At 62.5% G+C, this 25,055-nt stretch carries 21 protein-coding genes; 14 read left to right on the top strand and 7 right to left on the bottom strand.

The annotated features are described in order from the left end of the window. Positions 1–57: 57 nt before the first annotated feature. The 4 genes from FJW03_RS26855 (at position 58) to FJW03_RS26840 (ending at position 4,162) form a co-directional block, all read left to right on the top strand. On the top strand, positions 58–459 hold the full coding sequence (locus FJW03_RS26855) for a hypothetical protein (RefSeq protein WP_140764826.1): 402 nt from the start codon (positions 58–60) through the stop codon (positions 457–459). Positions 460–605: 146 nt separating this feature from the next. Next, a complete protein-coding gene (locus tag FJW03_RS26850) occupies positions 606–1,487 on the top strand; it encodes a family 16 glycosylhydrolase (RefSeq protein ID WP_140764829.1) in 882 nt (293 codons plus the stop codon). A 49-nt stretch (positions 1,488–1,536) separates the two neighbouring features. Continuing rightward, positions 1,537–2,868: a UDP-glucose dehydrogenase family protein gene (locus FJW03_RS26845; protein WP_140695219.1), complete on the top strand. Its 1,332-nt coding sequence runs from the start codon at positions 1,537–1,539 to the stop codon at positions 2,866–2,868. 214 nt (positions 2,869–3,082) lie between these two features. Beyond that, positions 3,083–4,162: a glycosyltransferase gene (locus FJW03_RS26840; protein ID WP_140764834.1), complete on the top strand. Its 1,080-nt coding sequence runs from the start codon at positions 3,083–3,085 to the stop codon at positions 4,160–4,162. Between the two features lie 6 nt (positions 4,163–4,168). Here the strand turns inward: FJW03_RS26840 and FJW03_RS26835 are convergent, their stop codons facing one another. From FJW03_RS26835 to FJW03_RS26820, 5 genes are all read right to left on the bottom strand, one after another. Beyond that, positions 4,169–5,191 carry a phosphoribosyltransferase family protein gene (locus FJW03_RS26835; RefSeq protein ID WP_140764838.1) on the bottom strand — a complete coding sequence of 341 codons (1,023 nt, stop codon included), beginning with the start codon at positions 5,189–5,191 and terminating at the stop codon, positions 4,169–4,171. A gap of 51 nt (positions 5,192–5,242) precedes the next feature. Next, positions 5,243–6,739, bottom strand: a complete 1,497-nt coding sequence (locus tag FJW03_RS26830; protein ID WP_140764840.1) for a lipopolysaccharide biosynthesis protein — start codon at positions 6,737–6,739, stop codon at positions 5,243–5,245. Between the two features lie 192 nt (positions 6,740–6,931). Further along, positions 6,932–7,726: a family 16 glycosylhydrolase gene (locus FJW03_RS26825; protein WP_140764843.1), complete on the bottom strand. Its 795-nt coding sequence runs from the start codon at positions 7,724–7,726 to the stop codon at positions 6,932–6,934. Between the two features lie 79 nt (positions 7,727–7,805). After that, positions 7,806–7,940 carry a hypothetical protein gene (locus FJW03_RS30135; RefSeq protein WP_264296499.1) on the bottom strand — a complete coding sequence of 45 codons (135 nt, stop codon included), beginning with the start codon at positions 7,938–7,940 and terminating at the stop codon, positions 7,806–7,808. A 21-nt stretch (positions 7,941–7,961) separates the two neighbouring features. Then, complete coding sequence (locus FJW03_RS26820; protein ID WP_140695234.1) at positions 7,962–9,278, bottom strand: glycosyltransferase family 4 protein; 1,317 nt, start codon at positions 9,276–9,278, stop codon at positions 7,962–7,964. Positions 9,279–9,717: 439 nt separating this feature from the next. Here FJW03_RS26820 and FJW03_RS26815 point away from each other — a divergent pair, with 439 nt between their 5' ends. From FJW03_RS26815 to FJW03_RS26790, 6 genes are all read left to right on the top strand, one after another. Then, on the top strand, positions 9,718–10,890 hold the full coding sequence (locus FJW03_RS26815) for a glycosyltransferase family 4 protein (protein ID WP_140764846.1): 1,173 nt from the start codon (positions 9,718–9,720) through the stop codon (positions 10,888–10,890). Positions 10,891–10,905: 15 nt separating this feature from the next. Beyond that, entirely contained in the window at positions 10,906–11,895 is a 990-nt protein-coding gene (locus FJW03_RS26810) for a glycosyltransferase family 2 protein (protein WP_140606803.1), read from the top strand. Beyond that, the gene (locus FJW03_RS26805; protein ID WP_140764849.1) at positions 11,895–12,845 is read left to right on the top strand and encodes a glycosyltransferase; all 951 of its coding nucleotides are present in this window, start codon (positions 11,895–11,897) and stop codon (positions 12,843–12,845) included. The genes FJW03_RS26810 and FJW03_RS26805 overlap by 1 nt, the downstream gene beginning before the upstream one ends. Further along, positions 12,835–13,803, top strand: coding sequence for a glycosyltransferase family 2 protein (locus tag FJW03_RS26800; RefSeq protein ID WP_140764852.1), 969 nt, complete (start codon positions 12,835–12,837; stop codon positions 13,801–13,803). The genes FJW03_RS26805 and FJW03_RS26800 overlap by 11 nt, the downstream gene beginning before the upstream one ends. Before the next feature lie 73 nt (positions 13,804–13,876). Then, on the top strand, positions 13,877–14,773 hold the full coding sequence (locus tag FJW03_RS26795; protein ID WP_140606800.1) for a UTP--glucose-1-phosphate uridylyltransferase: 897 nt from the start codon (positions 13,877–13,879) through the stop codon (positions 14,771–14,773). Positions 14,774–14,921: 148 nt separating this feature from the next. Continuing rightward, positions 14,922–17,309 (top strand): polysaccharide biosynthesis tyrosine autokinase, encoded by a 2,388-nt coding sequence (locus FJW03_RS26790; RefSeq protein WP_140764855.1) that lies wholly within the window; start codon positions 14,922–14,924, stop codon positions 17,307–17,309. 78 nt (positions 17,310–17,387) lie between these two features. Here FJW03_RS26790 and FJW03_RS26785 read toward each other — a convergent pair whose 3' ends face one another. Both FJW03_RS26785 and FJW03_RS26780 read right to left on the bottom strand, forming a co-directional pair. Beyond that, positions 17,388–18,011 carry a transposase gene (locus tag FJW03_RS26785; protein ID WP_181173262.1) on the bottom strand — a complete coding sequence of 208 codons (624 nt, stop codon included), beginning with the start codon at positions 18,009–18,011 and terminating at the stop codon, positions 17,388–17,390. Positions 18,012–18,267: 256 nt separating this feature from the next. Then, a complete protein-coding gene (locus tag FJW03_RS26780; protein ID WP_140764861.1) occupies positions 18,268–19,533 on the bottom strand; it encodes an O-antigen ligase family protein in 1,266 nt (421 codons plus the stop codon). A 346-nt stretch (positions 19,534–19,879) separates the two neighbouring features. Between FJW03_RS26780 and FJW03_RS26775 the strand changes: the two genes are divergently transcribed. The 4 genes from FJW03_RS26775 (at position 19,880) to FJW03_RS26760 (ending at position 25,040) form a co-directional block, all read left to right on the top strand. Next, the gene (locus FJW03_RS26775) at positions 19,880–20,632 is read left to right on the top strand and encodes an SDR family NAD(P)-dependent oxidoreductase (protein ID WP_140764864.1); all 753 of its coding nucleotides are present in this window, start codon (positions 19,880–19,882) and stop codon (positions 20,630–20,632) included. A 101-nt stretch (positions 20,633–20,733) separates the two neighbouring features. Next, positions 20,734–22,179, top strand: coding sequence for a GH39 family glycosyl hydrolase (locus tag FJW03_RS26770; RefSeq protein WP_140764975.1), 1,446 nt, complete (start codon positions 20,734–20,736; stop codon positions 22,177–22,179). Further along, positions 22,172–23,521 carry a glucoamylase family protein gene (locus FJW03_RS26765; protein WP_140764867.1) on the top strand — a complete coding sequence of 450 codons (1,350 nt, stop codon included), beginning with the start codon at positions 22,172–22,174 and terminating at the stop codon, positions 23,519–23,521. Before FJW03_RS26770 ends, FJW03_RS26765 begins: the two co-directional genes overlap by 8 nt. Continuing rightward, on the top strand, positions 23,511–25,040 hold the full coding sequence (locus FJW03_RS26760) for a mercuric reductase (RefSeq protein WP_140764870.1): 1,530 nt from the start codon (positions 23,511–23,513) through the stop codon (positions 25,038–25,040). The genes FJW03_RS26765 and FJW03_RS26760 overlap by 11 nt, the downstream gene beginning before the upstream one ends. Positions 25,041–25,055 lie beyond the last annotated feature (15 nt).

Here is a 25,055-nt window from a genome sequence, read left to right as displayed (position 1 = left end):
TGCGGGGGCCGGCCAGTAATCCGGCACGCGCGCCGGTGATGACAGGAATTTAAGCTCATGGCCTCGATATTCGGCTTCAGATCAAGAGAGCCTGCCCGGGACCGGCAGGCCGACATCGCGCGCCTCGACCGACTGGCGAAGCTGTTCGAGCAGATCGCCGCCGAGATCGAGGCCGAGAAAACCGGCCTGGAGAGCCGCTACCGCAAGACGGCGACCAACGCGGCTTTCCTCGTCGAAGCCATGGAAAATGGCTCCGCCTCTGATCGCCGGTCGTCCGAAGTCAGCGCACTGACAAAGTCGATCCTGAATTGCGAGCGCCGCATCGCGGCGCTGTCGCGCCAGAACGGCATGATGCAGGAACTCCGTCATTCGCTGGATATGGTCTTCGACAAGGATGAGGGGTCCGATTCAGCCGTCGAGGTCGATTTTGCCAGGCCTGCGGGCGCCGGCCGAAAGTGAAATGTGCGGGACTGCCACGACGAATTTGATGCGAGGTGGAAGGAAGTTCGAGGAGGGTCAAAGAGGAAGGCCGAGGTTGGCCCGTTTGGAGGCACTTCAAACGTCGACTTTGGGTTGGGGACGCACAGCACAAAGGTGAGTTTGGTATGAATTCTGATCCGAAAACCACGTCCGCGACAGCAATTCACGCAAGGCCCTTCGCGCGCCGGACCAGGCAAGACAGCCCGGATCGATTGGGTTTGCTCTGTGCGCTGCTGCTGGTTGCCCTGGGCAGCCTGCTGGCAGTTCCTGCCCATGCGCAGAATATCGAGACGTCCCCGTCCTTCGTCGACGATTTCACCAGTTTCAACCGTCAGCGCTGGTATGTTTCCGACGGCTGGACAAATGGCAGCCACCAGAATTGCACCTGGTCGAAAGGGCAGGTCAGCCTGTCGGACGGTGTGTTGTCGCTGGGCTTCGAGAAGCAGAAGACGAAGGATCGTGAGTTCGTCTGCGGCGAGGTCCAGACCAAGCAGCGCTACGGCTATGGCACCTACGAGGCGCGGCTGAAGACCGACATGGGTCCCGGTCTCAACGCCGCTTTCTTTTCCTATATCGGCCCGTCCGACAAGCAGCCCTGGGATGAGATCGACTTCGAGATCCTGACCAAGGACACCTCCAAGGTACAGGTCAACGCCTACATCGCCGGCAAGGGCAAGAACGAGAAGCTGGTCGACGTGCCGGGCGGCACCGACGGCGGGTTCAACGATTACGCCTTCGTCTGGCAGAAGGACAGTTTGCGCTGGTATGTCAACGGCAAGCTGGTGAACACCATCACCGATCCGGCGAAGCTGCCCGCCCACGCCCAGAAGATCTTCTTCAGCCTTTGGGGCAGCGATACCATGAAGGGCTGGATGGGGGCGTTCGCGGATCCGGGCCGCAAGATTTCGCTGCAGGTGGATCGCGTTGCCTTCACAGCGCTCGGCGAGCCATGCCAGTTTCCGGAATCGCTGGTATGTAGAGTAAAGGAAGTGGGAAAGACGAATTGAACCGGCCGGACCGTAAACGGTTCGCGGCCTTGGGAAGGAACGAAACCGAATGAACTTGACGGTGTTTGGAATTGGCTATGTCGGCCTCGTGCAGGCAGCGGTGCTTGCCGAAGTCGGCCACCAGGTGGTTTGCGTCGATGTCGACGCAAACAAGGTCGAGCGACTGAACCAGGGCTTGGTCCCGATCTTCGAGCCAGGCCTCGAAAGCATCGTCAGGGAAAATCACGCCGCCGGCCGCATCAAATTCACCACCGATGCCGCCGCCGCCGTCAAGCATGGTGAAATCCAGATGATCGCCGTCGGCACGCCGCCCGGCGAGGATGGTTCGGCCGATCTCAAATATGTGCTGGCGGTCGCCGAGACTATCGGCCGCGAGATGGATACCGCCAAGATCGTTGTCGGCAAGTCGACCGTGCCGGTCGGCACCTGCGAAAAGGTAAAGGCGAGGATCGCCGAGACGCTGAAGAAGCGAGGGCGTGAGGACCTGACCTTCGACGTCGCCTCCAACCCCGAATTCCTCAAAGAAGGCTCGGCCGTCGCCGACTGCATGAAGCCGGACCGCATCATCGTCGGCACATCCAGCGAGGACACCGAGGCGGTGATGCGCGAGCTCTACGCGCCCTTTAACCGCAACCACGAGAAGATGATCGTGATGGACGTGCGCAGCGCCGAATTCACGAAATACGCCGCCAATTGCATGCTGGCGACCAAGATCAGCTTCATGAACGAGATGGCCAATCTGGCCGAGCAGCTGGGCGCCGATATCGAGGAGGTGCGCAAGGGCATCGGCAGCGATCCGCGCATCGGCTACCACTTCATCTACCCGGGGCTGGGCTATGGCGGCTCGTGTTTCCCCAAGGACGTGCGCGCCCTGATCAAGACCGCCGAGGGCGTCAAGTTCGACGCCAAGCTGTTGCGCGCCGTCGAGGAGCGCAACAACGACCAGAAATCCGTGCTGTTCGACAAGGTGAACCGCTATTTCAAGGGCAACCTCAAGGGCAAGACCTTTGCGCTGTGGGGCCTGGCCTTCAAGCCCAACACCGACGACATGCGCGAGGCGCCGGCGCGCGTCCTGATGGAGGCGCTCTGGAAGGCCGGCGCGACCGTGCAGGCCTACGATCCCGAGGCGATGCAGGAATGCCAGGCCATCTACGGGCTGCGCGACGACCTGATGCTGTGCGGCACCAAGGAAGCCGCCCTGCGCGGCGCCGATGCGCTTCTCATCGCCACCGAATGGAAAAGCTTCCGCGCGCCGTCCTTCGACGCGCTGAAGGATGCGCTGACGACGCCGGTCATCTTCGACGGCCGCAACCTCTATGACCCCAAGGTCGTGGCGCGCCACGGCATCGAATACCACTCGATCGGCAGAATGGCGGCGTGAGGCCCGTTACGGACAGCCCCGGAACGGAAGCCGCGACGAGCGCGCGCAACGTGACCGGCGCAGTTCGCCCGATGATCCGATCCGGTTCACCGGATGGCACTCATGCACCGATCCGTTCGCGACGCTTGATCCGCCACGGTACGCCTGAGGCGGCTTCGACGCGGCTCTTCGTTGGCCGCATGCATGAAACGCGAAAAGACGAGGAGCCGGCATCATGAAAGTTCTTTTTGCAGGTGGTAACGGGTATCCGCCCGAATTCAGCGGCGGTGTCCAGTCGAGCACCCATCACCTGGTCGAACAGTTGATCGAACACGGACACGAGGCGGCGGTGCTCGCTGCCCTGTTCGGAGAGGGTGTCTTCGGTTTCAAGGCACGCGCCAAGATGAAGCTGTTGCGTCAGCCGGCGGTCGTCGACAGCTTCCCCGGCTATCCGGTGATAAGGGCGTGGTTTCCCTGGGAGGCCGCGGGCTTTGCCGTCAACCGGGTGAAGCCGGATGTAGCGGTGGTCCAGTGCCACAAATCGGTTCCGCTCGGCAAGGCGCTGCAGGCCGAGGGCGTGCCGCTGGTCGTCTATCTCAGAAATGTCGAGTTTCACGAGCTGGGTGGCGATCTGCGCGAGTTGCACTCGGCGCTCTATATCGCCAATTCCGATTTCACCGCGCGTACCTACAAGCGTGAGTTCGGCATCAAGGCGACGGTGATCCCGCCGACCATCAACCCGACGCATTACAGCACGCCGACGACGGGCCAGTTCGTGACCCTGATCAATCCGTATGAGGAAAAGGGCTTCGAGCTTGCGGTGCGTATCGCTGGCGCGTGCCCCGAAATCCCGTTCCTGTTCGTCGAGAGCTGGAAGCTGGATGACGACCATCGCGCGCGCATCGAGGAAACGATCGCGCCCCTTGGTAACGTCACGCTGGAGAACCGCACCAGCGACATGAAGACGGTCTATGGCCGCACCAGGATCCTGCTTGCGCCCAGCAAATGGGAGGAGGCCTGGGGGCGCGTGGCGTCCGAGGCCCATTGCAGCGGCATTCCGGTCGTCGGTTCGCGGCGCGGCGGCCTGCCCGAAGCGATCGGTCCCGGCGGCGCGGTGCTGGACCACGATGCTCCGCTCGCCGACTGGGTGGCTGCCGTCAGGCTGCTGTGGAACGATAACAAGGAGTATGATCGGGTCTCGGGCCTCGCGCGCGGCTTCGCGGCGCGCCCGGAGCTTGATCCGGATCGTCAGTTCGTCACCTTTTTCTCGATACTGGACAGGGCGGTGCAGCAGCGCGCCCGTCAGGCCGCGTAGGGCAATTCAGGCCGGGCGCTTGCCCCGGCTTCTGAGCGTTTCGTAGCCACGGGCGCCAAGCAGGGCGCGAGCCAGGGACTTGACGACGCTCTTGCGGCCTTCCTGCGAGTTGATCTGCCGCAGCCTGGCCGGCAGGTTTCGCGCCGCCTGGCCAAGCGCCGGCAAGGATAGCGCCTCGGGAAAGCTTACCATGTGGGTCTCGACGCACAGCACCGGCTTGCCCGACAGCTCGGTGATCCTCAGCGCCTGCGCGTGCTCGCTTTCGATGAACAGGATGGCATCGGATTTGCGATAGAAATCAGCCTTGAAACTGCCGTGCGCGCCAAGCCGCTGCCGCTCCGCCTTGCTCGGCAGGTCAAGCATGACCAGATGGTCATACTGGATCCCGTGCTTGGCCAGCCACGCCTCGGTCAGCGTGCGGTATTTCTCGAGCCGGCTGGTGACCAGCCAGCCGATCCTGTGGGTCGGCGCATGAAGCGGCCGCGCTTCGCTGAGGAATTTCTCGTAGGCCGGGCCGTCGTCGTTCTCCGCCTCGGTCGGATCGAGGCACAGCACGCCGTCTATGTCGACGCAGCATTGCGCCAGGAACTTGTGGTGCATGAAATTCCACTGGAACATGCGTGGATGCGGCACGATTTCGAAGACGATATCGGTTTCGGGATGCTGCGGCCGCAGGCCGAACACGGCGGCGAAGGTGAAGTCGGCCTCAATGCCGGCAGCCTTTATTCGGGCGCGGGCGTCGCGCATGGCGTTGCCGCCGGAAACGCTGTCATCGATCACCAGCACCTTGCGCATGTCCGAAACCTTGCGGTCGAGCGCGGCGCGGCGCTTGGTGATGCCTGACGTGTAGACCCGGCCTTCCAAGAAGCTGTCGAGGTCGGTCATCGGAATGTTGGCCGCGAGGCTGACCAGCGTCGCCGCCAGCACGCCGCTTCTGGGAACGCCGACCACCAGGTCGACGTCGCGCGGCAGCCGGTGAAGGTTGCCGACGATGGCGTCGTTCATGTCGGAGATCGATCGGTAGTGCATGGATCGGACCTGCTGCTCGGATGGATGGGATAATGGTCGAAAGCGCCGAAATTATTGCGCTTCACGCGGTGTCGCCGCCGGCGGCCTTGCCGGCAACATTTTCAGAGCCTCGCGCAAGGCCTCACGGCCGGGTGCGAACACCAGCGCGACGACGATGGTGATGGCGTAGGCGAGCACGGCACCGCTGGCCAGGGCGACGACATGCTGCTGCGGCAAGACCGGCTTGATCAGCCAGACCGCCGCCAGCGCCAGATGCGCGCCGAGCACGAATGGCGTTGCTCCGCGCAGCACATGGCTGGCCCGCAGCGGTCCGCTCTTGCCGACATAGAGCCACAGGAAGGGCGTGCGCAGATACTCGCTGACCGCATAGGCCACCGCCACCCCCAGCGCGCCATAGGGCAGGCCAATTGCGAAGGCGATCACCGAGGTCACGGCCGTGATGATGCCCCAGCGCATGAAGTCGCCGGAGCGGCCCTGGCTGACGAAAAGCCAGCCCGCCGGGTTGTTGAGTGGCTGCAGCAGGCCGGCAAAGCCGAGCGCCAGGAAGATCGGGGCGCTTTCACGCCACTGCTCGCCGAGCACGAAGGGAATCAGCACGTCCGACATCGCGGTGGCGAAGGCGACGCCGGGCAGCGCCACCAGCAGGATCAGCGGCATGACGCGCAGATAGGCGCTGCGGTAGCGGTCTGGCTCGTCCTTGAGCCTGGAGAGCGCCGGCACCATGACCTTCGACAAGGGATTGGTGATTTGGCTGAGCGGGAACAGAAGCAGCTTGTAGGCGCGGTCGTACAGGCCTAGCTGGGCCTCGCCCCAGTATTTGCCGATCAGCACGTTATCGAGGTTGCGGGCAAAGAAATTGGCGAAATTGAAGCCGGTGATGCCGGCGCCGAAATTGATCAGCTCGCTGATGCCCGCCACCTTGCGCGGCAGGCCGGGCCGCCAGCGCGAACTGGCCCAGTAGCAGAGCGTCGGCAGCACGGCGCCGGTCAGTGTGCCGGCAAAAAGCGACCAATAGGAGCGGTCGATGAAGGTCCAGGCGATCGAAACCGCCAGCCCCGCGACCGCGCTGGCGACATCGATGATCGCCAGGCGCCCGAACTGCATGCGGCGCGTCAAAAGCGCCAGATGCTGGGCGCCGAGCCCATAGGCCATGATCTGCAGTCCGAACGCGGCCACCAGGCCGGTCACGCGCGGCTCGCCATAGAAGGTGGCGACCAGCGGCGCCGCACCCGCCAGCACGCAGGCCAGCACGGCGCTGACGGCGACGTTGATCCAGAAGAGGTAGTTCACCTCCTCATGCCGGATGCCGGATTTCTGGATCGTCGCCTGGGTCAGGCCGAAATCCTGGAATAGCGCGATGAAGGCCAGCACCGGCGCGCACATCGCCACGACGCCGAAATCCTGCGGCGAAAGCAGCCGCGACAGCACGATGACGGATACGATCTGTGTTGCGACCCGCACCGACTGCGACAGCGCGGTAACCACCGCGCCACGCCCGACCGATTTGCGCAGAGAGCCTTCTGGCGGATCGAATGGATTGGCTTCCAAATTCAGGATTCCTGATCTTTGCGCGGATTCCAAAATCCGAAATCCACCACCGCCGCCGCCCACAAACTACGGCAATAATTTTGCAGCGCAACAGAAAACGTGGAATGCCGCACCAAGAATATTGCAATGCAGCATATCCGGCGCATATGCCTTGATGCTCGACAAAGCAGCCTTGGTGCCGTGAAGTTTAGCTCATTGGCCGACGTCGCTGCGCCTGTATCCGTGAAGTGTCATGACCAGTCTTTCCGAGGGGGCCACTGGCTCCCATTTGCCGGCCCAACGCGGATCCATGACCGCGCCTGCCGCCACCCACAGGTCGAAATACGGCTGCATGGGCTTGTTCGGAAAGGCTCCGCCGGGGGTATCGGCCGGCGTTACGACGGCCACTTCCTTGCCGTCGATGAAGAAGGCAACTCTTTTCCCGGCCTCGTATTGCATGGCCAGGCGATATCGTTTGCCCGAGAGGTCGCCAGACTGGATCAATTTCATCCAAACGGTCTTGTGCTGATTGTCGACGTTGGCCCAGACCGTAAGCTGCATCCCCTTGGTGCCGACGATCTCAAAGTCGACTTCCTCATGGGCCTTGTCGTTGAAAATCCAAAGCGGCGCCGCGATTAGCCCTGGCTTCATCGAGGGAAGCGTTACGTCCACTTCCCATTTTGCCGATGAGGAAGCGGAGTTGGCGCCGGACACTACCTGCGCGGATGCCTTCTCGCTGACGGTAAGCTGAAGGGAGCCGTCGACGATTTTGACGTTCGCGGCTTTCCAGTCGTAGCCTCCAAGCTTGGGTTCGCTCCACTGCGATGGCACGAAGGGATTGCTGTATTTCCAAAGTTGTAGCCTGACACCCGACCAGTCGGGAAGCTTGTCGAGGGTAACGTTCCCGCTTCCCGCCGTGCCGCTTTCAGCCAGTGCATGGCCGGCAACCCACTGCATGGCCGTGGAGGCCGCCAGAAGCGTCAGGAATTGTCTGCGTGTGGAATTCATCGCTAGCCTCCATTGGGTCGCCTTGACCTTGTCAGCGGCGACGATGCCAAGCCGGGCGTTCGATGCGGCCTAGATCGTTCTAGTGCATGGACACCACTTTGATGATCGAGCCGTACACCAAAGATAAGGCGATTGTTTGCTGCATTGCATCAAAAATGTTGCACTGCGGAAAAGGCCTTTCGTGCCAGGAGATTTCCGGCTGGCGCGGCAGCAACTGCAACTCCTGGAGAGACGCTCAAGCCGCGGAGGCTGTTGGGGGGTGGGTTTGTCCACTGCATTCTTGCCTGCCAGGTTCAAACTGCGATGAACCGAGTCGAACGGTTTCAAGCTGCAAGGACTGGGGAGATGCAACATCGAGGGCAGGATCGAGTTGAACAGACTCGCGCACGCTTTCCAATGCGACACGATCGTAAAGCGCATCGAGAAACGCGTCCGCGGATTCTAACCCGAACATGGTCTCTGCGGTCCTGCGGGCATCGCGCCGGAGCGGCTCCATCAAGGCGGGTTGCCCTATATACGGCTTCAATCGTTCGATGGCCAAACTGGCGAGCCGCTCGACCTCGTCACGGAAATATTCGGCATATTTCGCCTCCCCCCGCGAGTCGTATCCCGGACTCCACCAATCGCCGATGTCGTTGAGCCTGACAGGCAGGGCAATCCCGTTGACGCCGTCCTCAAGGAATTCCGGCAAGGCGCAGACCTTTGTTCCAAGAACCGGAGTGTGCTCGGACATGGATTCCAGCGCTGAATAGCCGAAGGTATCGCCAAACGTGGCGAGGATGCCGAAGTGCGAGTTGCGCAGCAAGTGTCGCACCGATCGGTTGGGCAACACCCCGTGATGCTGGACGTTTCTCAGTTCGAGCAGCTTGATATAGGGGTCGAAGAATCCCGGGCTTGTCGGATCCGTCCATATATGGCCGCCAACCTGGAGACTTGAGACAATGTTTACCCGGATGGGCAATTTCTGCTGGATGGCTTTTTCGGCGATCTTGACTGCAACGCATCCGCCCTTGCGGCCAAAGTTTGCGCCGACAAATGTCAGCACCAGTTCCTCGGCGCTGTTTTCGGACATCGCATCTTCCGTCGCGGGCACCACGATGCTCGGGTGGCGGACCAATAGCTTTTCCGTCAGGAGGCCGATTTCCGGATTGTCGCTGTGCTGGGCCAGAAAACTTCTGCGGGCAAAATGCGACAGTGCGATAATGCGACGGCAATTTGGGCTGGCAATCCGCGACCTCAGGTAGCTGGCCATCAGCCCGCGTTTGCGAAGGGCAAACTGTCGCGGCAAATGAGATTCAAACGACATGATGTACTTGGAGGAATTGATCGGTATCCGGTTGAATGCATGCACCATGTCGACAGACAAGGCAGGTTCGATCAGCGTCACGCCTTCCAGCTTGGATGAGACCAGATTCAATGGCAGAAATCGCTGGCGCAGGATCGTATGCCTTGATGCTCGCGGCGTGACGAAGCTGGTCGGATACTTATCGTCAAAGATGGCGATGCGAAGAGACTTGCCCATACTGAACCATTCGTCTTCAAGTAGCGGCATCGGGGATTTCGCAAGCTATTCCAATGATGCAGAAAGCTTGCTGCCGCGCTGCAACAAAATGCAAGAGCGGATCCCTAGCCAAACTCAAGGCCCAACTTTCCTGACGAGAGTTCAACACCGTTTTGTGTTGCAGTGCAATACTAATTTAGCAATTGCTTAAACTTCAGCTCGGCTGCCGGATGGGGAGCGATTTGGGCTGATGTGATCGTCATGTTGCGGGGATTGCAGGCAAAATGCCTCGTTTCCGGGCGCGCCAGGCCATGCCGCCTCCCCGATGGTTCGATTGTGTGGCCGCGCCCGCGCTGCCAAAATTGGGTCATATGTTTTTGTGCAGTGCGGTACAGATGGGTAATTTTGCTACGCCGCACCAAAAATGTTGCGATGCAGCAAGAGCTGTACTAGCATCCCCTTGGGTGGGTCAAACAGCGGTCGAGTTTTCATGCTGCATGTCTTGTACCTGGTGCACGATGTTTCCGATCCGGCGGTTCGCCGGCGGATCACAATGCTCAGGACAGGCGGCGCACGGGTCACCCTGGCGGGCTTCCGCCGCACCGCGGCCCCCATCGCCGACATCGAAGGGTTGCGGCCGATCGACCTTGGCGCGACACGCGACGGCCGATTCGCCCAACGCCTGACAGCGGTGGCGAAAGCGGCGGTTTCGATAGGTTCGAAGCTCGGCGGCATGCCGAAGCCCGATCTCATCATCGCGCGCAATCTGGAAATGCTGGCGCTTGCCCGCCGCGCCAGGTCGGTTTTCGGCGCTGCGGTGCCGATCGTCTATGAATGCCTCGATATCCATCGCCTGGTGCTCCGCGATGATGTCCTCGGCAAGGCGTTGCGCGCCACCGAGCGGCATCTGGCGCGCGACGTGAAGCTGCTGGTGACCAGTTCGCCCGCCTTCATCGCCAATTACTTCAAGCCCTTCCGCCAGGTCGCCGCACCCGTCGAGTTGGTCGAGAACAAATATTTCGAGGCAACAGTGATCTTGCCCGGTGAGCGCGAGCCGGTCGAGGCGCCTGTCGCCCCGCCGTGGCGGATCGGCTGGTTCGGAGCGCTGCGCTGCCGCCGCTCGCTGGAGTTGCTGGCCGATTTCACGCGCCGCATGGAGGGAGGCTTCGAGGTCGTGCTGCGCGGCCGCCCGGCTCTGTCCGAATTCCCCGATTTCCACGGCTTCGTCGAAGCCGAGCCGTGGTTGTCGTTTGGTGGCCCATACCGCAATCCGGAAGACATGGCGGCGATCTATCGGGACATCCATTTCTCCTGGGCGATCGATTTTTTCGAAGCGGGCCAGAACTCGGAATGGCTGCTGCCCAACCGCCTCTATGAAGGCTGCCGCTTCGGGGCGGTGCCGATCTCGATGGCCCATACCGAAACGGGACGGTTCCTCAGCCAACAGGATATCGGCGTTCTTCTGCCGAACGCCACGCCACACGCGCTCGAAACAGCACTCGGCACGATGGAGGGGCACCGCTTCGGCCGACTGAAGGCGCGCGTGCTTGCCCATAATCCGAGAATGTGGAGCTACGACCGCGGCGACTGCAGCGCACTGGTCGAAAAACTGCGCCGCCTGACCACCGTGCACGAGCCCTTCGCGACCGAAGCCCTGGCATAGGAGGGACTTTGCCTGATGACGCAAGCGCTTCCTTCCAGCCTGATCGTGATCCCCTGCCTGAACGAAGCAGCCCATATCGGTGCGCTGCTCGATCAACTTTGCCCGGCGGCGGCAAGGCTTGGCGCCCGCATCGTCGTTGCCGATGGCGGCAGCACCGACGGCACGCTGGCCATTGTCGGCGAGCGCCTGAAGAAAGACCCGCGCATCATCCTGCTCCACAATGAAAAACGCATCCAGAGCGCGGCGATCAACCTTGCGGTGGTCAGGTTCGGCGAGGGCGCCGAGTATCTGATCCGCATCGACGCCCATGGCGGCTATCCCGACGACTATTGCGACCGGCTGGTTGAGGAGGCGCTTGCCACCGGTGCCGATTCGGTCGTGGTTTCGATGCTGACCAGCGGCAGCGGCGCGGTCCAGAAGGCGACCGCCGCGGCGCAGAATTCCAAGCTCGGCACCGGGGGCTCCAAGCACCGTCATCTCTCCGCCGGAGAGTGGGTCGACCACGGCCATCACGCGCTGATGCGGATCTCCGCCTTGCAGGCCGTCGGCGGCTATGACGAGACGTTCAGCCACAATGAGGATGCCGAGCTCGACTATCGGCTGCGGCAGGCCGGCTACAGGATCTGGATGAGCGGCAGGACGCAGATGGTCTACTATCCGCGCGCTTCGCTCAAAGGTCTCTATTTCCAGTACCTTGGCTATGGCCGCGGCCGTGCCAAGAACGTGCTGAAGCACCGCGTCATCCCGAAGGTCCGGCAGATGGTGCCGCTGCTGGTTTTTCCGGTGGTTCTTCTGGCCGCCTTCTCCTTCGTGCACTGGATCGCGGCGGTGCCGCTGCTGATCTGGGCGTCGGTATGCCTGGGCTATGGTTTGGTGACGGCGGTCGGCGAGCGCAATGCCGATATCGCGCTGGCCGGCGTTTCGGCCATGGTCATGCATTTCGGCTGGTCCGTCGGATTCTGGCTGCAACTTCTCGGCCTCGGCGCGCGACGCGGGGTGGCGTGATGGCGCCTCAGGCCAAGAACCGCAGCATCGACATCGGCGTGTGCACGTTCCGGCGTCCGGAATTGGCCGACACGCTGCGCTCGCTCGCCGCCATGGACATGCCAGAAGGTTTCGATGTCGGCGTTATCGTCGCCGACAATGACGACACGCCGAGCGCCAGGGATCTGGTCACGGCGTTGTCGCGGGAACTGGCCTTGCCGATCCGTTACAAGCATTGCCCGGCGCGCAACATCTCGATCGCCCGCAACGCCTGTCTCGACACCAGCGAGGCGGATTTCCTCGCCTTCATCGACGACGACGAGACCGCCACGGCTTCCTGGCTTGCCGAACTGGTCGCGACGGCTGAGAAAAGTGGCGCTGCCGCCGTGCTCGGCCCGGTGCGGGCACTTTACCGCCCGGATGCGCCGGACTGGATGCGCCGCGGCGATTTCCATTCGACCTTGCCCGTCTGGGTGCGGGGCGAAATCCGCACCGGCTACACCTGCAACGTTCTGCTCCGCATGGGATATGACAGCCTGCGTGGCCGCCGCTTCAGCCTGGCGCGCGGCCAGACCGGCGGCGAGGACACCGAGTTCTTCGACCAGATGGTCAAGGCAGGCGGGCGGATCGCCTTTTCAAAGGAAGCGTGGGTGGACGAGGTAGTGCCACGCGCCAGGGCCGCGTTCGACTGGCTTGGCCGGCGTCGCTTCCGGGTCGGGCAGACACATGGTCATCTCCTGGGCAACAACGCCGGCGGCATCAGCCTGGTCAAACAGGTCGGCCTTGCCGCGGCAAAGGCGGCCTATTGCTTCGCCGCCGCGCTTCCAGTTGTCGCCAGTCCGGTGCGCAGGAACCGCAGCGTACTGCGCGGCATCATGCATGTCGGCGTCGTCAGCGGACTTGTCGGCATCCGCGAAATCCGGCTCTACGGTCAGCCCACTCCACGGGAAGGAGGCAAGCGTGCAGCCTGACGCCTCCTTCGTCCCGGACGTTTCCTTCGTCATCGCCGCCTACAATGCCGAGGCCACCCTTGACCGGGCGATCGCCAGCGCCATCGCGCAGAAGGGTGTCAGCGTCGAGATCATCGTCGTCGACGACCAGTCGAGCGACACCACGCTCGATGTGGCGCGGGCCTATCCCGAGGAAATCGTGCGCGTCGTCGCGCTCACCACAAATCGTGGTCCCGGCGGGGCCAGGAATGCCGGGCTCGACGTCGCCCGCGGCAGGTGGATCGCGGTTCTCGATGCCGATGACGCCGTCTTTCCGGGCCGCATAGCCGCCATGATCGGCCGCGCCGAAAAGGCGGGCGCCCAGATCGCCGTTGACAACCTCCAGGTCGTCCGCGAGGACGGCGTCGTCGAGGACGCGATGTTCCCGCGGCAGTATCTTGAAGGCCTGCGCGAGATTTCGCTGGCCACCTACATCGCCGGCAACGTCGTCTTCGAATCGAAGTTCAATCTCGGCTACCTCAAGCCGATCTTCCAGCGCCGGTTCCTCGATGAAAACCGGCTTCGCTATGATGAGAAACTGAGGATCGGCGAGGACTACATCCTGTTTGCCGACGCCCTGGCCAAGGGCGGCAGATGCGTGGTCGAGCCCGCCATCGGCTATGCCTATCACATTCGCAGCGGCTCCATCTCCCGTGTGCTCGAGCTTCACCATGTCGAAGCGATGCGCGAGGCGGACGCCGTATTCTCTCGGACCCATCGTATGGATGAGGCAGCCCAGGCCGCCTTCGCCCGGCGCGGCCGCAGCCTGCGCAAGGCGGCCTCCTTCCTGTCGATGGTCCAGCACATCAAGGCGCGGTCCCCGCTCAAGGCGATCCGGACCGCGCTCGGCGACCCGGCGGCGGTCAGGCATATGGGCATGCCGATCGCCGTGCGGTTGCGAAGAGTAGCGGCACAGTTTGCCGTGGGGGCGGGGAGGTGAAGATGCAGGCACATGGAGGGATTTTTCGTGGCCTGCGAATGGATGCAGTCGATCTCCTCAGAAGGAATTTGCGATGAAGAAAATCAGGAAGGCCGTGATACCGGTGGCGGGGCTTGGGACGCGGTTCCTGCCGGCGACCAAGTCGATGCCGAAGGAAATGCTTCCCGTCGTCGACAGGCCTGTCGTGCAATATGCGGTGGACGAGGCCTTCGAGGCCGGCATCGAGCACATCGTGTTCGTGACCGGCCGCAACAAGGCGGTCATCGAGGACTATTTCGACCTGCATCCGGAATTGATCGGAACCCTGGAGCAGACCGGCAAGAAGGCGCAATTGCAGTCGCTGGAAAGCCTTTTGCCCGTGGCCGGCGCCACCAGCTTCATCCGTCAGCAATCGCCGCAGGGCCTCGGCCACGCCGTCTGGTGCGCGCGCGACGTTATCGGCAACGAACCCTTCGCCCTGCTCTTGCCTGACATGGTCTCCTTCGGCGGGCGCGGATGTTTGGCCGAGATCACCGATCTCTACGAGGAAACCGGTGGCAACGTCATCGCCGTCGAGCGCTGCGATCCGAGCGAAACCAACAAATACGGCATTGTCGGCCGGGGCGCCGACATTGGCGGTGGCTTCGAGGTGACGGCCATGATCGAAAAGCCGGCGCCGGCCAACGCGCCGTCGAACTTCTACATCAACGGCCGCTACATCCTGCAGCCCGAGATCTTCGCGCTGCTCGGCAACCAGCAGCGCGGCGCCGGTAACGAGATCCAGCTGACGGACGCCATGGTGCGTCTGGCGAAGGACCAGCCGTTCTTCGCCCAGCCCTTCAACGGCCGTATGTTCGACTGCGGGTCGAAAGAAGGGTTCATCCAGGCCAATGTCGCTTTCGCGCTGGCGCGAGATGACATGAAAGGCCCGGTTTTCGAGATGCTCCGGGCGTTCGTCCGGTCGCATGAACGCCAGGAAGAAGCCGCATAATGCCCATCTTTCGGGAGCATTGTCGGGCGGCTGACGGCGGAGGGGCCAGCCGGCCCACCGCTGTCCGGCATGAAGCTTATGCCGCGCTCGCCACTGCTACCGATCGTCCCGGGGCCTGTGCGCTAGACAAGCCAGAATTGGACCGAAGATGAATTATGCCAACTTTCCTCTCGACAAGAGGATGCCATTGCCGAATTCGGATTCAGGAGACGGCGAAGACTTCATCGATATCGAGCGGCTGCTTGGCATGGCCGCACGACAGGCCAAGGTGGTCGGCGTGTGCGCCATCATCGGTCTTTTCCTTGGCATGCTCTATATCCAGACCACGCCGCCCAAATATCAGTCTTACGCCTCGGTGCTCATCGACGAGGGCCTGAACAAGATCGTCGACGACATTTCGGCTGCGTCGACAACGATGCAGACCGACTCCGCCATTCTGAGCCAGATCGAGATTCTGACCTCGACGCGGCTTGCCGCCGTGGTCGTCGACAAGCTCAAGCTGGACCAGAACGATACGTTCATGAACCCGCCCCAGTCGGCGCTTGCCCAGGGCGTCGACCTGGTCCGCGGCATGATCCAGTATTTTCGCCCCAGCCCTCCCATGCCGGGCGTCGGTGACATCAGCAAGCTCGACCCGGCCGCGCGCGACGCGCTGATCGCCACGTCGCGCCGCGACTACGCGATCCTCAAGCTGCAGAACGAGATCCGGGCTGATCGCGTCGGACGAAGCTACGTCATCGCGCTTGGCTACCAGGCGACGGATCCGGCGCTGGCGACAGCGATCACCAAGGCCTATGCCGACGCCTATCTCGCCGATCAGCTCGATGCCAGCTTCGACGCCACCGAGCGTGCGGCGGTCTGGCTGCAGGGCAGGTTAACGGAACTGCGCGAGAGCTCGCAGGCGGCATCGCTCGCGGTCGAGAAATTCAGGGCCGAACACGGACTGTCCGCCAACAGCGACGGCCAGTTGATGAGCGACAAGCAGCTCGCCGACCTGAACGCCCAGCTCATCGTGGCGCAGGCCGATACCGCACGCGCCAGCGCCCGCTACCAGCAATACAAGACGATCGTCGACAGTGGCTCCGACAATGCTTTCAAGGACGCCGCTATATCGAGCGACCAGCCGAGCAGCTCGGTCATATCGGCGCTCAAGACGCGCTACCTCACGGTCGCCAAGCGGCAGCAGGACGTCGAAGCGAATTTCGGACCGCAGCATCCCCAGGCGGTGGCGCTCGCCAAGGAAAAGGCCGACATATCGGCGCAGATATTCGGCGAGCTGAAGCAGCTCACCGAAAGCTATCGCAACGAATATGAGGTGGCGCTGGCGCGCGAGACCGCGCTCAGGGCCAATGTCGCCGCCGCACAAGGCAAGAGTTCCATCGACAACCAGTCGCAGGTCAAATTGCGCGACCTGGATCAGAAGGCGACGGCACTCACCACGCTTTATCAGACGTTCCTCGGCCGCTACGAGGAGGCCGCGCAGCAGCAATCCTTCCCGGTCGGCAAGATCCGCATCATCTCGGATGCCTCGACGCCGCTCTCCGCCTCGAGCCCGCGCACCATCATCGTGCTCGGACTTTCGCTCGTGCTCGGCGTTCTGATGGGCGCCGGCTTCGGCGGCCTCAACGAGTTCAACGAGCGCTTCTTCAGGACCGGCGAGGAAGTGCGCGACCGCGTCGGCCTCAAGTTCCTCGGCTATCTGCCGACCATCGGCAGCAAACCCGCCAAGGAGGACAAGCCAGCCGACGGTCAGCCTGACGTCAAGGCGGCCAGATCGCCGGCGGCCATCGAAAGGCGCGCGCGCATGAGGGTGAGCGTCGACGCTCCGGCATCGATGTTCGCCGAAACGTTGCGCAGCGCCAAGATCGCCTTCGATGTCGTGCTGGAAGGGCAAGGTAGCCGCGTCATCGGCGTCATCTCGGTCCTTCCCGGCGAAGGCAAGTCGACGGTGGCGGCCAATCTCGCCGGGCTGCTTGCCGCCAACGGCGCCAGGACGCTGCTCATCGACGGTGACCTGCGCAATCCGGGCCTCAGCCGCGGCCTTGGCATGGAGGCCGACCAGGGGCTGATGGAAGCGGTGGTGAGTGGCCAGACCTGGCAGTCGGTCGGCAAGATCGACCGGCAGACCAAGCTGGCCATCATCCCAGCCGCGTCGCGCGGGCACTTCTCGCACACCAGCGAGCTGCTTTCCTCGGCCGGGATGCGGCGCTTCATCGAGAACGCCAAGGAGACGTTCGAATACATTGTCGTCGACCTGCCGCCGCTCGGGCCGGTTGTCGACGCTAAGGCCTTCGCGCCACTCGTCGATGGCTTCGTGCTGGTCACCGAGTGGGGGCGCACGCCGCGCGCCATGGTGCGGTCGATGCTGGAATCCGAACCCTATGTCGCCAACAAGATCGTCGGGATGGTGTTGAACAAAGTCGACCTGAAGAAGCTGGCCAAATACGGATCGTTCGGGGCCTCGGAGAAATTCTTCGACAAATACTCGACCTACTATCTCGACAAGTCGGAAGTGCGCAGCAAGGCAACCGTCTAGAGAGCAATTACAGGAAAAGTGCGTAGCGGTTTTCCATCGGGGATTGCGTCTCATCGTTCCATGTTCACAGTACACGACTCATGGGATTTTGAAGCGTTTTGGGAATTGGTTTTGCCAGGCGCGGACGGCGTTTTGGGGTGCGAAGGTGATCCATGCCCTGAGCGCGTCGAGGCCGGTTCGGAACCACGACTTCTCGCGTCGGCCATGGACCTTTCGCTTGATTGCCTTCAGGCCCATGGTTCGAGTTGCGCATCGATGGGCCCAGGTTACGGCAATGGCGAGGATGGCGGTCAGGGTGTCGATCTTGTCTGGCGCGGTCATTCTGGTGTCTTCCATGTTGAAGCCGCGTGTCTTGGCATCGGCGAACAGGCATTCGACGGCCCAACGGTTCTTATAGGCGCTTATTGCCGCCTTGGCGTTGGGGCTGTTGGTCATGACGATCAGCCATTCGCCTTGCTGGCCTTTTCTGCCGTCGATCCATTTGGCAGCTAGGGACAGAGCGGTGGATGCATCGGGCAAGCTGGCTTCGAAGGTGGTGAGGCTGCGGCTCTTGCGGCGGCGACGCAGCAGCGACTTGATCGTCCAGAGCCGTCCATCGGCCAGGGCAACGCACTGGCCCTGCTTGACGCGAATGGCGAATAACCGCCTGATCCAGCCGGATCGACTGGAAGAAACGCTGCAGGCGGCGATAGTTCGAACCATGCTGCGCGGCTCCCGGGAAGCGACTCGCGACATGGCTCAGATTGACCGTGCGGCCCTGAACCAGCGCCACGATCAGAACCGCCAGCGTTTCCAGGCGCGAATTGCGCAGCACGAAATGACGTTTTAGGGTCTCAATGAGGGCGGCGTGAATCGTGCTTGGCATGGGAGGCCTTTTGGCGAAGAATCCCCTATTCAAAGCACTTCAAACCGTCCTCACCCTTGCGTCGTGCACCGTGGCCGCTCTACGCCAATTTGGTCAACCTTGTGCGGGTTTTGCTTCGGCAGGTCCAACTGGAACCCGTCGACGCTGCATGACCGGCACCGGCGCGAGCTTGAAGAAGCTGTAGTACAGCAGAAACGACCCCATGATGTAGGGGCTGAGAATGTCGACCTCGACGAAGGAACGGATCAGGAGCAGCACCATCACGCCGGCCAGCACCACAGGCTCGGGCTGCCATGTCCTGAGAACCACGGCCGCGAGGTGACCAAGGAGCGTGCGCAGGATGATCAGCGAGATCATCACCGCGCCGACAAAGCCGAGCTCGACCAGGGCTTCGATATAGGTGTTGTGGAAATGGAACCCGCTGCGGGCGGTGATGTAGAACTCATTCCACAGCCGCTCGGCCTCGGCGAAACCCTGCACCCAATAGGCGGCATAACCAACGCCGAGGATCGGAGATTTCTGCACGGCGCTCCAGCCCTGCTCCCACAGATATGTCCGCCCGGTGAGCGTCGAATCCTTGCCGAAGATGCCAAGCACGAAGTCCATGAGTCCGAGGTTCAAGGCGACAATGGCAACCACCCCGATCAGCCCGGCGCCGACCAGGACAATCACCCGGCGATAGCGCCGTGACAGAAGCTTGCTCATGGCAAGAAGCGCGATCAACGCCAGGACCGCCGGTATCGAGGCTACCGAGGTGGCCGAATGCGAGATGGCCAGAAGGTAGCCCGACAGCAGCACCACGGGCATCGCCAGGATGAAGCTCAGCCGTCCGCGCCGCAGAAAGGCGAGGAACACCACGGAAAAATAGATGCCGAGCGAGGAGACGAACCCGATCTGGTTCTTGGACGCAAAGGCGCCAACGAAATTGTAGGTGCCGTCGAGGACGTCCTCGGAATAGCCCCCGACCTTCAGCGAATAAAGCAGGACGACGAAGATCCCGATCAACGCACCGATCGTCAGGGTGCGCACGCTGACGGTGCGCGCGGCCACGTAGGCACAGGCGATATGGGAAAAATACTGGACGGCGGTCCTCGCGGTGATGCCGGGCGCCTGCGACCAGAAGACGGAGGAGCAGATATAGGCCGCGAACAGCAGCGGCAGCCAGGCGCTGGACAGTTGCCGCAGAAACCGCCGGTAGTCAACGAGGATGAGCGGCAGCCAGACGGCGTAGTAGGCCAGGATCATCATCTGGCCGAAAATCACGGAGTAGGAAAACGCCCAGATAGAGACCGCCACGGCAAAGCTGCCATAGACCGAGTTCTTCTGGGGATCGACCAGCAGGGATTTTGGGATCTTCATCTCAGAGTCCCGTCGACGCGACGCGGGGCGGGCAATCCACAAGCCAGCCGGCATATCCGCAAACAGGGGCGTACAAAAAACGGCGTCTCCATTGTGCAGTGCAATATAATCTATCGCACCCTATGCTCAATGGCAAATCCGGTCACCTTGTCTTACAGCGGGACGATCGACGAGATCAGCCGGTTGCCCTGCGACATCCATCCGGGGGCGATCACTTCGGGGTTGCTCCCAGGCATTGGCCCAGACGATCGGCCTGCATGCCGGCTTGAACTTGCCTGGCAGCAACCTCACAGTCACCTGGAGGTCAGACGGCCGATCGCGGCCGATCACGACAGGGGAAGATCGGATGCCTATGAGTTTCGCGGGACGGTTCGCTGGCCGGTCGGCTGTCATCACCGGCGGGGCCTCGGGCATCGGCCTGGCCGTTGCGCAAAGGATCGTCGATGAGGGCGGACGCGTGAGCGTCTGGGATCGTGATCCGGCCCAGATCGATCAGGCGAAAACCGTTGTTGCCGGCCTGCACGGGATGATGTTGGACGTTGCCGATGCGGCCGGCGTGGAGGCCGCCGCACGGTCGACGATCGAGGCGCTTGGCGGCATCGATATCCTGGTCACCAGCGCGGCCATCACCGGGCCGAACATGACGACCTGGGCCTATTCTGTCGACGATTGGCAGAGGGTCATCGACATCAACATCAACGGTGTCTTCTACTGCAACAAGGCGCTCGTGCCGCACATGCTCGAGCGCAATTATGGCCGCATCGTCAACATCGCCTCGATCGCCGGCAAGGAAGGCAATCCCAATGCTTCCGCCTACAGCACGTCGAAGGCGGCGGTGATCGGCCTGACCAAGTCGCTCGGCAAGGAACTGGCCAAGACCAAGGTGACGGTCAATTGCGTGACGCCGGCGGCCGTGCGCACCGCGATCTTCAAGCAGATGAGCCAGGAGCACATCGACTTCATGCTGTCCAAGATACCGATGGCGCGCTTCGGCGAGGTCGAGGAGGTGGCGGCCCTGATCTGCTGGATCGCCTCGGAGGAGTGCTCGTTCACCACGGCTGCCGTCTTCGACGTTTCCGGCGGCCGCGCCACATACTGACGGCAACAACAAATCCGCGTGACAAGGCAACGAATGGAGCCTGGCCGGCATATATAGTCGGCAATGCAGGCGTGCGATCGGCAAATAATCGTGACTGTTCCATGGGCGTGACCTTTCGCTGCGATCTCGGCGTTCAAGGCGAGGACTTCCCGCACTTCTGGGAACATACGGTCGGCAGCGGCCATGCGACGCTGGCGTTGCGCGTGGACTGGCAGGCCCAGATGCGCCGGGCGCATGACGAACTCGGCTTTCGTCATGTCCGTTTTCACGGGCTGCTCGATGACGACATGGGCACACTCATCGATCAGGATGACCAGCCGCTCTATTCGTTCTTCAATGCCGACCAGATCTTCGATTTCCTGCTGTCGATCGGCATGCGGCCCTTTGTCGAGCTGAGTTTCATGCCGACAATGCTGTCATCCTCCGGGCAGATCATCTTCCGCTACCGCGCCAATGTCAGCGCGCCGAAGGACTACGACCAATGGTCGACGCTGATTTCGAAACTCGTCGCCCATTGGATCGATCGCTACGGCCTGGACGAAGTGCGGCAATGGTTCTTCGAAGTCTGGAACGAACCCAATCTCGACGCGTTCGGCAGCGGCAGGCAGGAAGATTATTTCAAGCTGTATGCCTATACGGCAAAGGTGATCAAATCCGTGGACACCAAGTTGAATGTCGGCGGACCGGCTACTGCGGACAACGCCTGGATCGATGAGTTCATCGCATATTGTGAGCAGAACAGCCTTCCGGCCAATTTCATCAGCACGCACCATTATCCCACCGATGCCTTCGGCATACCTGGCGACGACACCGAGACCCAGCTTTCGGAAAGCATCAGGAGCGCGTTGCGCGATGAGGCTCGCACCGCTCGCCTGCAGGCGGGCGACCGGCCCCTCTACTACACTGAATGGTGCACCTCCTCGAATCCACGCGATTCGATGCATGACGAGCCCTATGCCGCCGCTTTCATCGTCAAGACGGTGATGGAGGCGAGAGGATTGGTTCAAGGGTACAGCTACTGGACCTTTTCCGATATTTTCGAGGAAAACTATTTTCCATCCGTGCCCTTTCATGGTGGCTTCGGGTTGATGAACCTTCACGGAATTGCCAAACCGGCCTACCGTGCCTTTGAAACGCTGCATCAACTTGGAACGGAAATTCTGTTCATGGAGGGAACCCATTCAACCCTTGATGGCTGGTGCGTCCGTGACGGGAATTCGCTGACCGTGCTGATCTCCAACTTTGCCTTGCCACGGCATCCGATCGCCAACGAGACCGTCCATGTCGAACTCAGGAATGCGCCGCAGCCCACAGCGGCAACCGTTCGGCGGATCGATGCGGAAAATGCCAACGCCAAGGCGCTGTGGGTAACAATGGGGCGACCCGATTATCTGGGCGCGGCAGCGGTCGAGCAGTTGCGTGCGACCTCGGTAATGCAGAAACGGCGCCAACCAGTTGCCTGGCACGACCGCACCCTTGGATTCGACGTGGCCGTTCCTCCCCTGGGAGTCGCGGCCATCAGGCTGGAGTTCGCGTCTCTTGCTTAAAGCCGATCCCGCCGCGCTGTCCGATGACGAGCTTCTGCAGCGCTACCAGCGCGCCGCCTTCGGCTATTTCCTGGAGAATGTGAACCCCGACAACGGGCTGGTCGCCGATACGTCGCGGCCGAACTGGCCGGCCAGCATCGCCGTCGTCGGCTTCGCGCTCTCCTGCTATCCGATCGGCGTCGAGCGCGGCTGGATGAAGCGCGAGGCGGCGGTGGAATTGACGCTGGCCGCGTTGCGTTTCTTCTCGGCCAGTCCGCAAGGCGGCGGCGAGGACGTCACTGGCCACAAGGGTTTTTACTACCATTTCCTCGACATGCGAACCGGGCTGCGTGTCTGGCGCTGCGAACTGTCGATGGTGGACACCGCCTTGCTGATGGCCGGCATACTGGTGGCGGGCGCCTATTTCCGCGGCGACAATGAACGGGAAGCCGAAATCCGGCACCTGGCCGAAGTGCTCTATCGGCGCGTCGACTGGCGGTGGGCGCAAGGCAGCAGCCCGACCCTGCGGCAAGGCTGGAAGCCGAAGAGCGGCTTTCTCCACTATGGCTGGGAAGGCTACAACGAGGCGATCGTCCTCTATGTGCTGTCGATGGCCTCACCCGACAGCCCGGCCTCCGACGACAGTTACGAGGCCTGGACGGCGACCTACCAGTGGGAAAACATCTATGGCCATGACGTGCTTTATGGCGGGCCGCTGTTCATGCACCAGTTCTCGCATGCCTGGATCGATTTCGCCGGCATCCGCGACGCCTTCATGCGCGAGAAGGACTCGGACTATTTCGAAAACAGCCGCCGCTCGACCTACCTTCACCGCGACTATGCCCGCCACAACCCCTATGGCTTCGATGGCTATGGCGAGAACCTTTGGGGCCTCTCGGCGGGGGACGGGCCTGGCGGCTTCCGCGCCAGCGTGGAGCGGCGTACGCACCGGTTTTCCGGCTATGCCGCGCGCGGCGCGCCTTTCGGTCCGGATGACGGGACGATCGCGCCATGGTCCTATCCGGCGTCACTGCCTTTCGCGCCTGATATCTGCCTGGCTGCGTTGCGCCATCTCGCCGATCGCTACCCGCAGGTGATCGACAATTACCGGCTGCCGAGCGGCTTCAATCCGACATTGGCCAACCGGCGAAAATTCGGCGGCGATGGCTGGGTGTCGGAAGGCCATTACGGGCTCGACCAGGGCATCGTGGTGACGATGATCGAGAACCACCGCTCACGTCTGATCTGGGACTTGATGCGGTGCAATCCGCACATCCGTCGCGGCCTGGGCAGAGCCGGCTTCACGGGCGGCTGGCTGTCGCAGCCGACAGCGCCCGCGGCAGGGGGTGGCGATGTCGCGTGAACGGACATGGGCCGCCGCCTTTCCTGTCGACCGCAATGACGTCGAACTGATCCGGGGCGCGCATCCGCCGCGCTGGAAGAACCCGGAGCCGGACGGTCCCTACAATCTCGTCGTCATCGGCGCCGGGCCGGCAGGACTCACCGCTGCGCGTGACGCCGCGAGTCTTGGCGCGAAGGTTGCCCTGATCGAGCGCGGGCTGATCGGCGGTGCATGCATCAATGTCGGCTGCATCCCGTCGAAGTCGATCATCCGCACCGCCAGGCTCTATGCCGATATGCGCGATGCCGAGAGCTTCGGCGGTGACGCGCCACGACATCTTCATGTCGACTTCGAGCGGGCCATGATGCGGATGCGGCAGATCCGGCAGCGGATCAGCCGCGCCGATTCGGCCGAGACCATCGCGGCCGAAGGGATCGACCTCTATTTCGGCGAAGCGCGGTTTGGCGGGCCGGATACGGTGATGGTCGCCGGCAAGACGCTGCATTTCAGGAAGGCATTGGTCGCGACGGGCGCGCATCCGAGCGGGCCGGCGATTCCGGGGCTTGCCGAGGCCGGTTATCTCGACAACGAGAGCATGTTCAACCTCACGGAATGCCCCCAGCGGCTCCTGGTCATCGGCGGCGGTCCGCTCGGCTGCGAGACCGCGCAGGCCTTCCGCCTGCTCGGCGCCAAGGTCATCCTGGCGCAAAGCGATCCGATGTTCCTGCCCGGCGAGGAACGCGACGCCGCGCAGATCCTATCAGACGCCTTGGCGCGCGAGGGGATCGAGGTCCGCCTCAACACCGAAGTGGTGGCGGTGCGCGGGGAAGGCGGCAGGAAGCTCTCCGACCTGGTGCGGGACGGCGACACGACCACGATCTCCGTCGACGAGATCATCACCGGCGTCGGCCGTTCGCCCAATGTCGATGGTCTCGGACTGGAAGAGGCCGATGTGGCGTATGACGCCAGCGGCATCAGAGTGGACGACTATCTGAGAACCACGAATCCGCACATCTACGCGGCGGGCGACGTCTGCCTCGAATACAAATTCACCCATACCGCCGAGGCGACGGCGCGCATCGTCGTGCGCAATGCGCTCTTTCGCGGGCGCGAAAGGCTGAGTGAGCTTGTTGTTCCCTGGTGCACCTATACCGATCCGGAGATCGCCCATGTCGGTCTCTATCCCGCGGAGGCGCGCCTGAACGGCATTCCGGTCAAGACCTATACGGTGCTGATGCATGATGTCGCCCGTGCCGTGATGGACGGCGAGGAGGAAGGGTTCGTCAAGATCCATGTCAGGGAAGGCTCCGACCGTATCCTGGGGGCGACCGTCGTCGCCAGCCATGCCGGCGAGATGATCAATGGGGTGACGCTCGCCATCAGGTCGGGTATGGGATTGCATACCCTGGCCGATGTCATCCATCCCTTCCCGACACAAGCGCAAGGCATCAAGATGGCGGGCGACGCCTACAGGCGAACCCGGCTCACCTCCTTGCGCAGGCGCCTTGCGGCGCGCTGGCTGGCATGGTCCAGACGATGACCGCAAGCGGCGCAC

It is taken from the genome of Mesorhizobium sp. B4-1-4, from assembly GCF_006439395.2.
Classification (GTDB): Bacteria; Pseudomonadota; Alphaproteobacteria; order Rhizobiales; family Rhizobiaceae; genus Mesorhizobium.
Note: the sequence above shows the minus strand (reverse complement) of the source record. Positions and strands in the feature narration are given on the sequence as shown.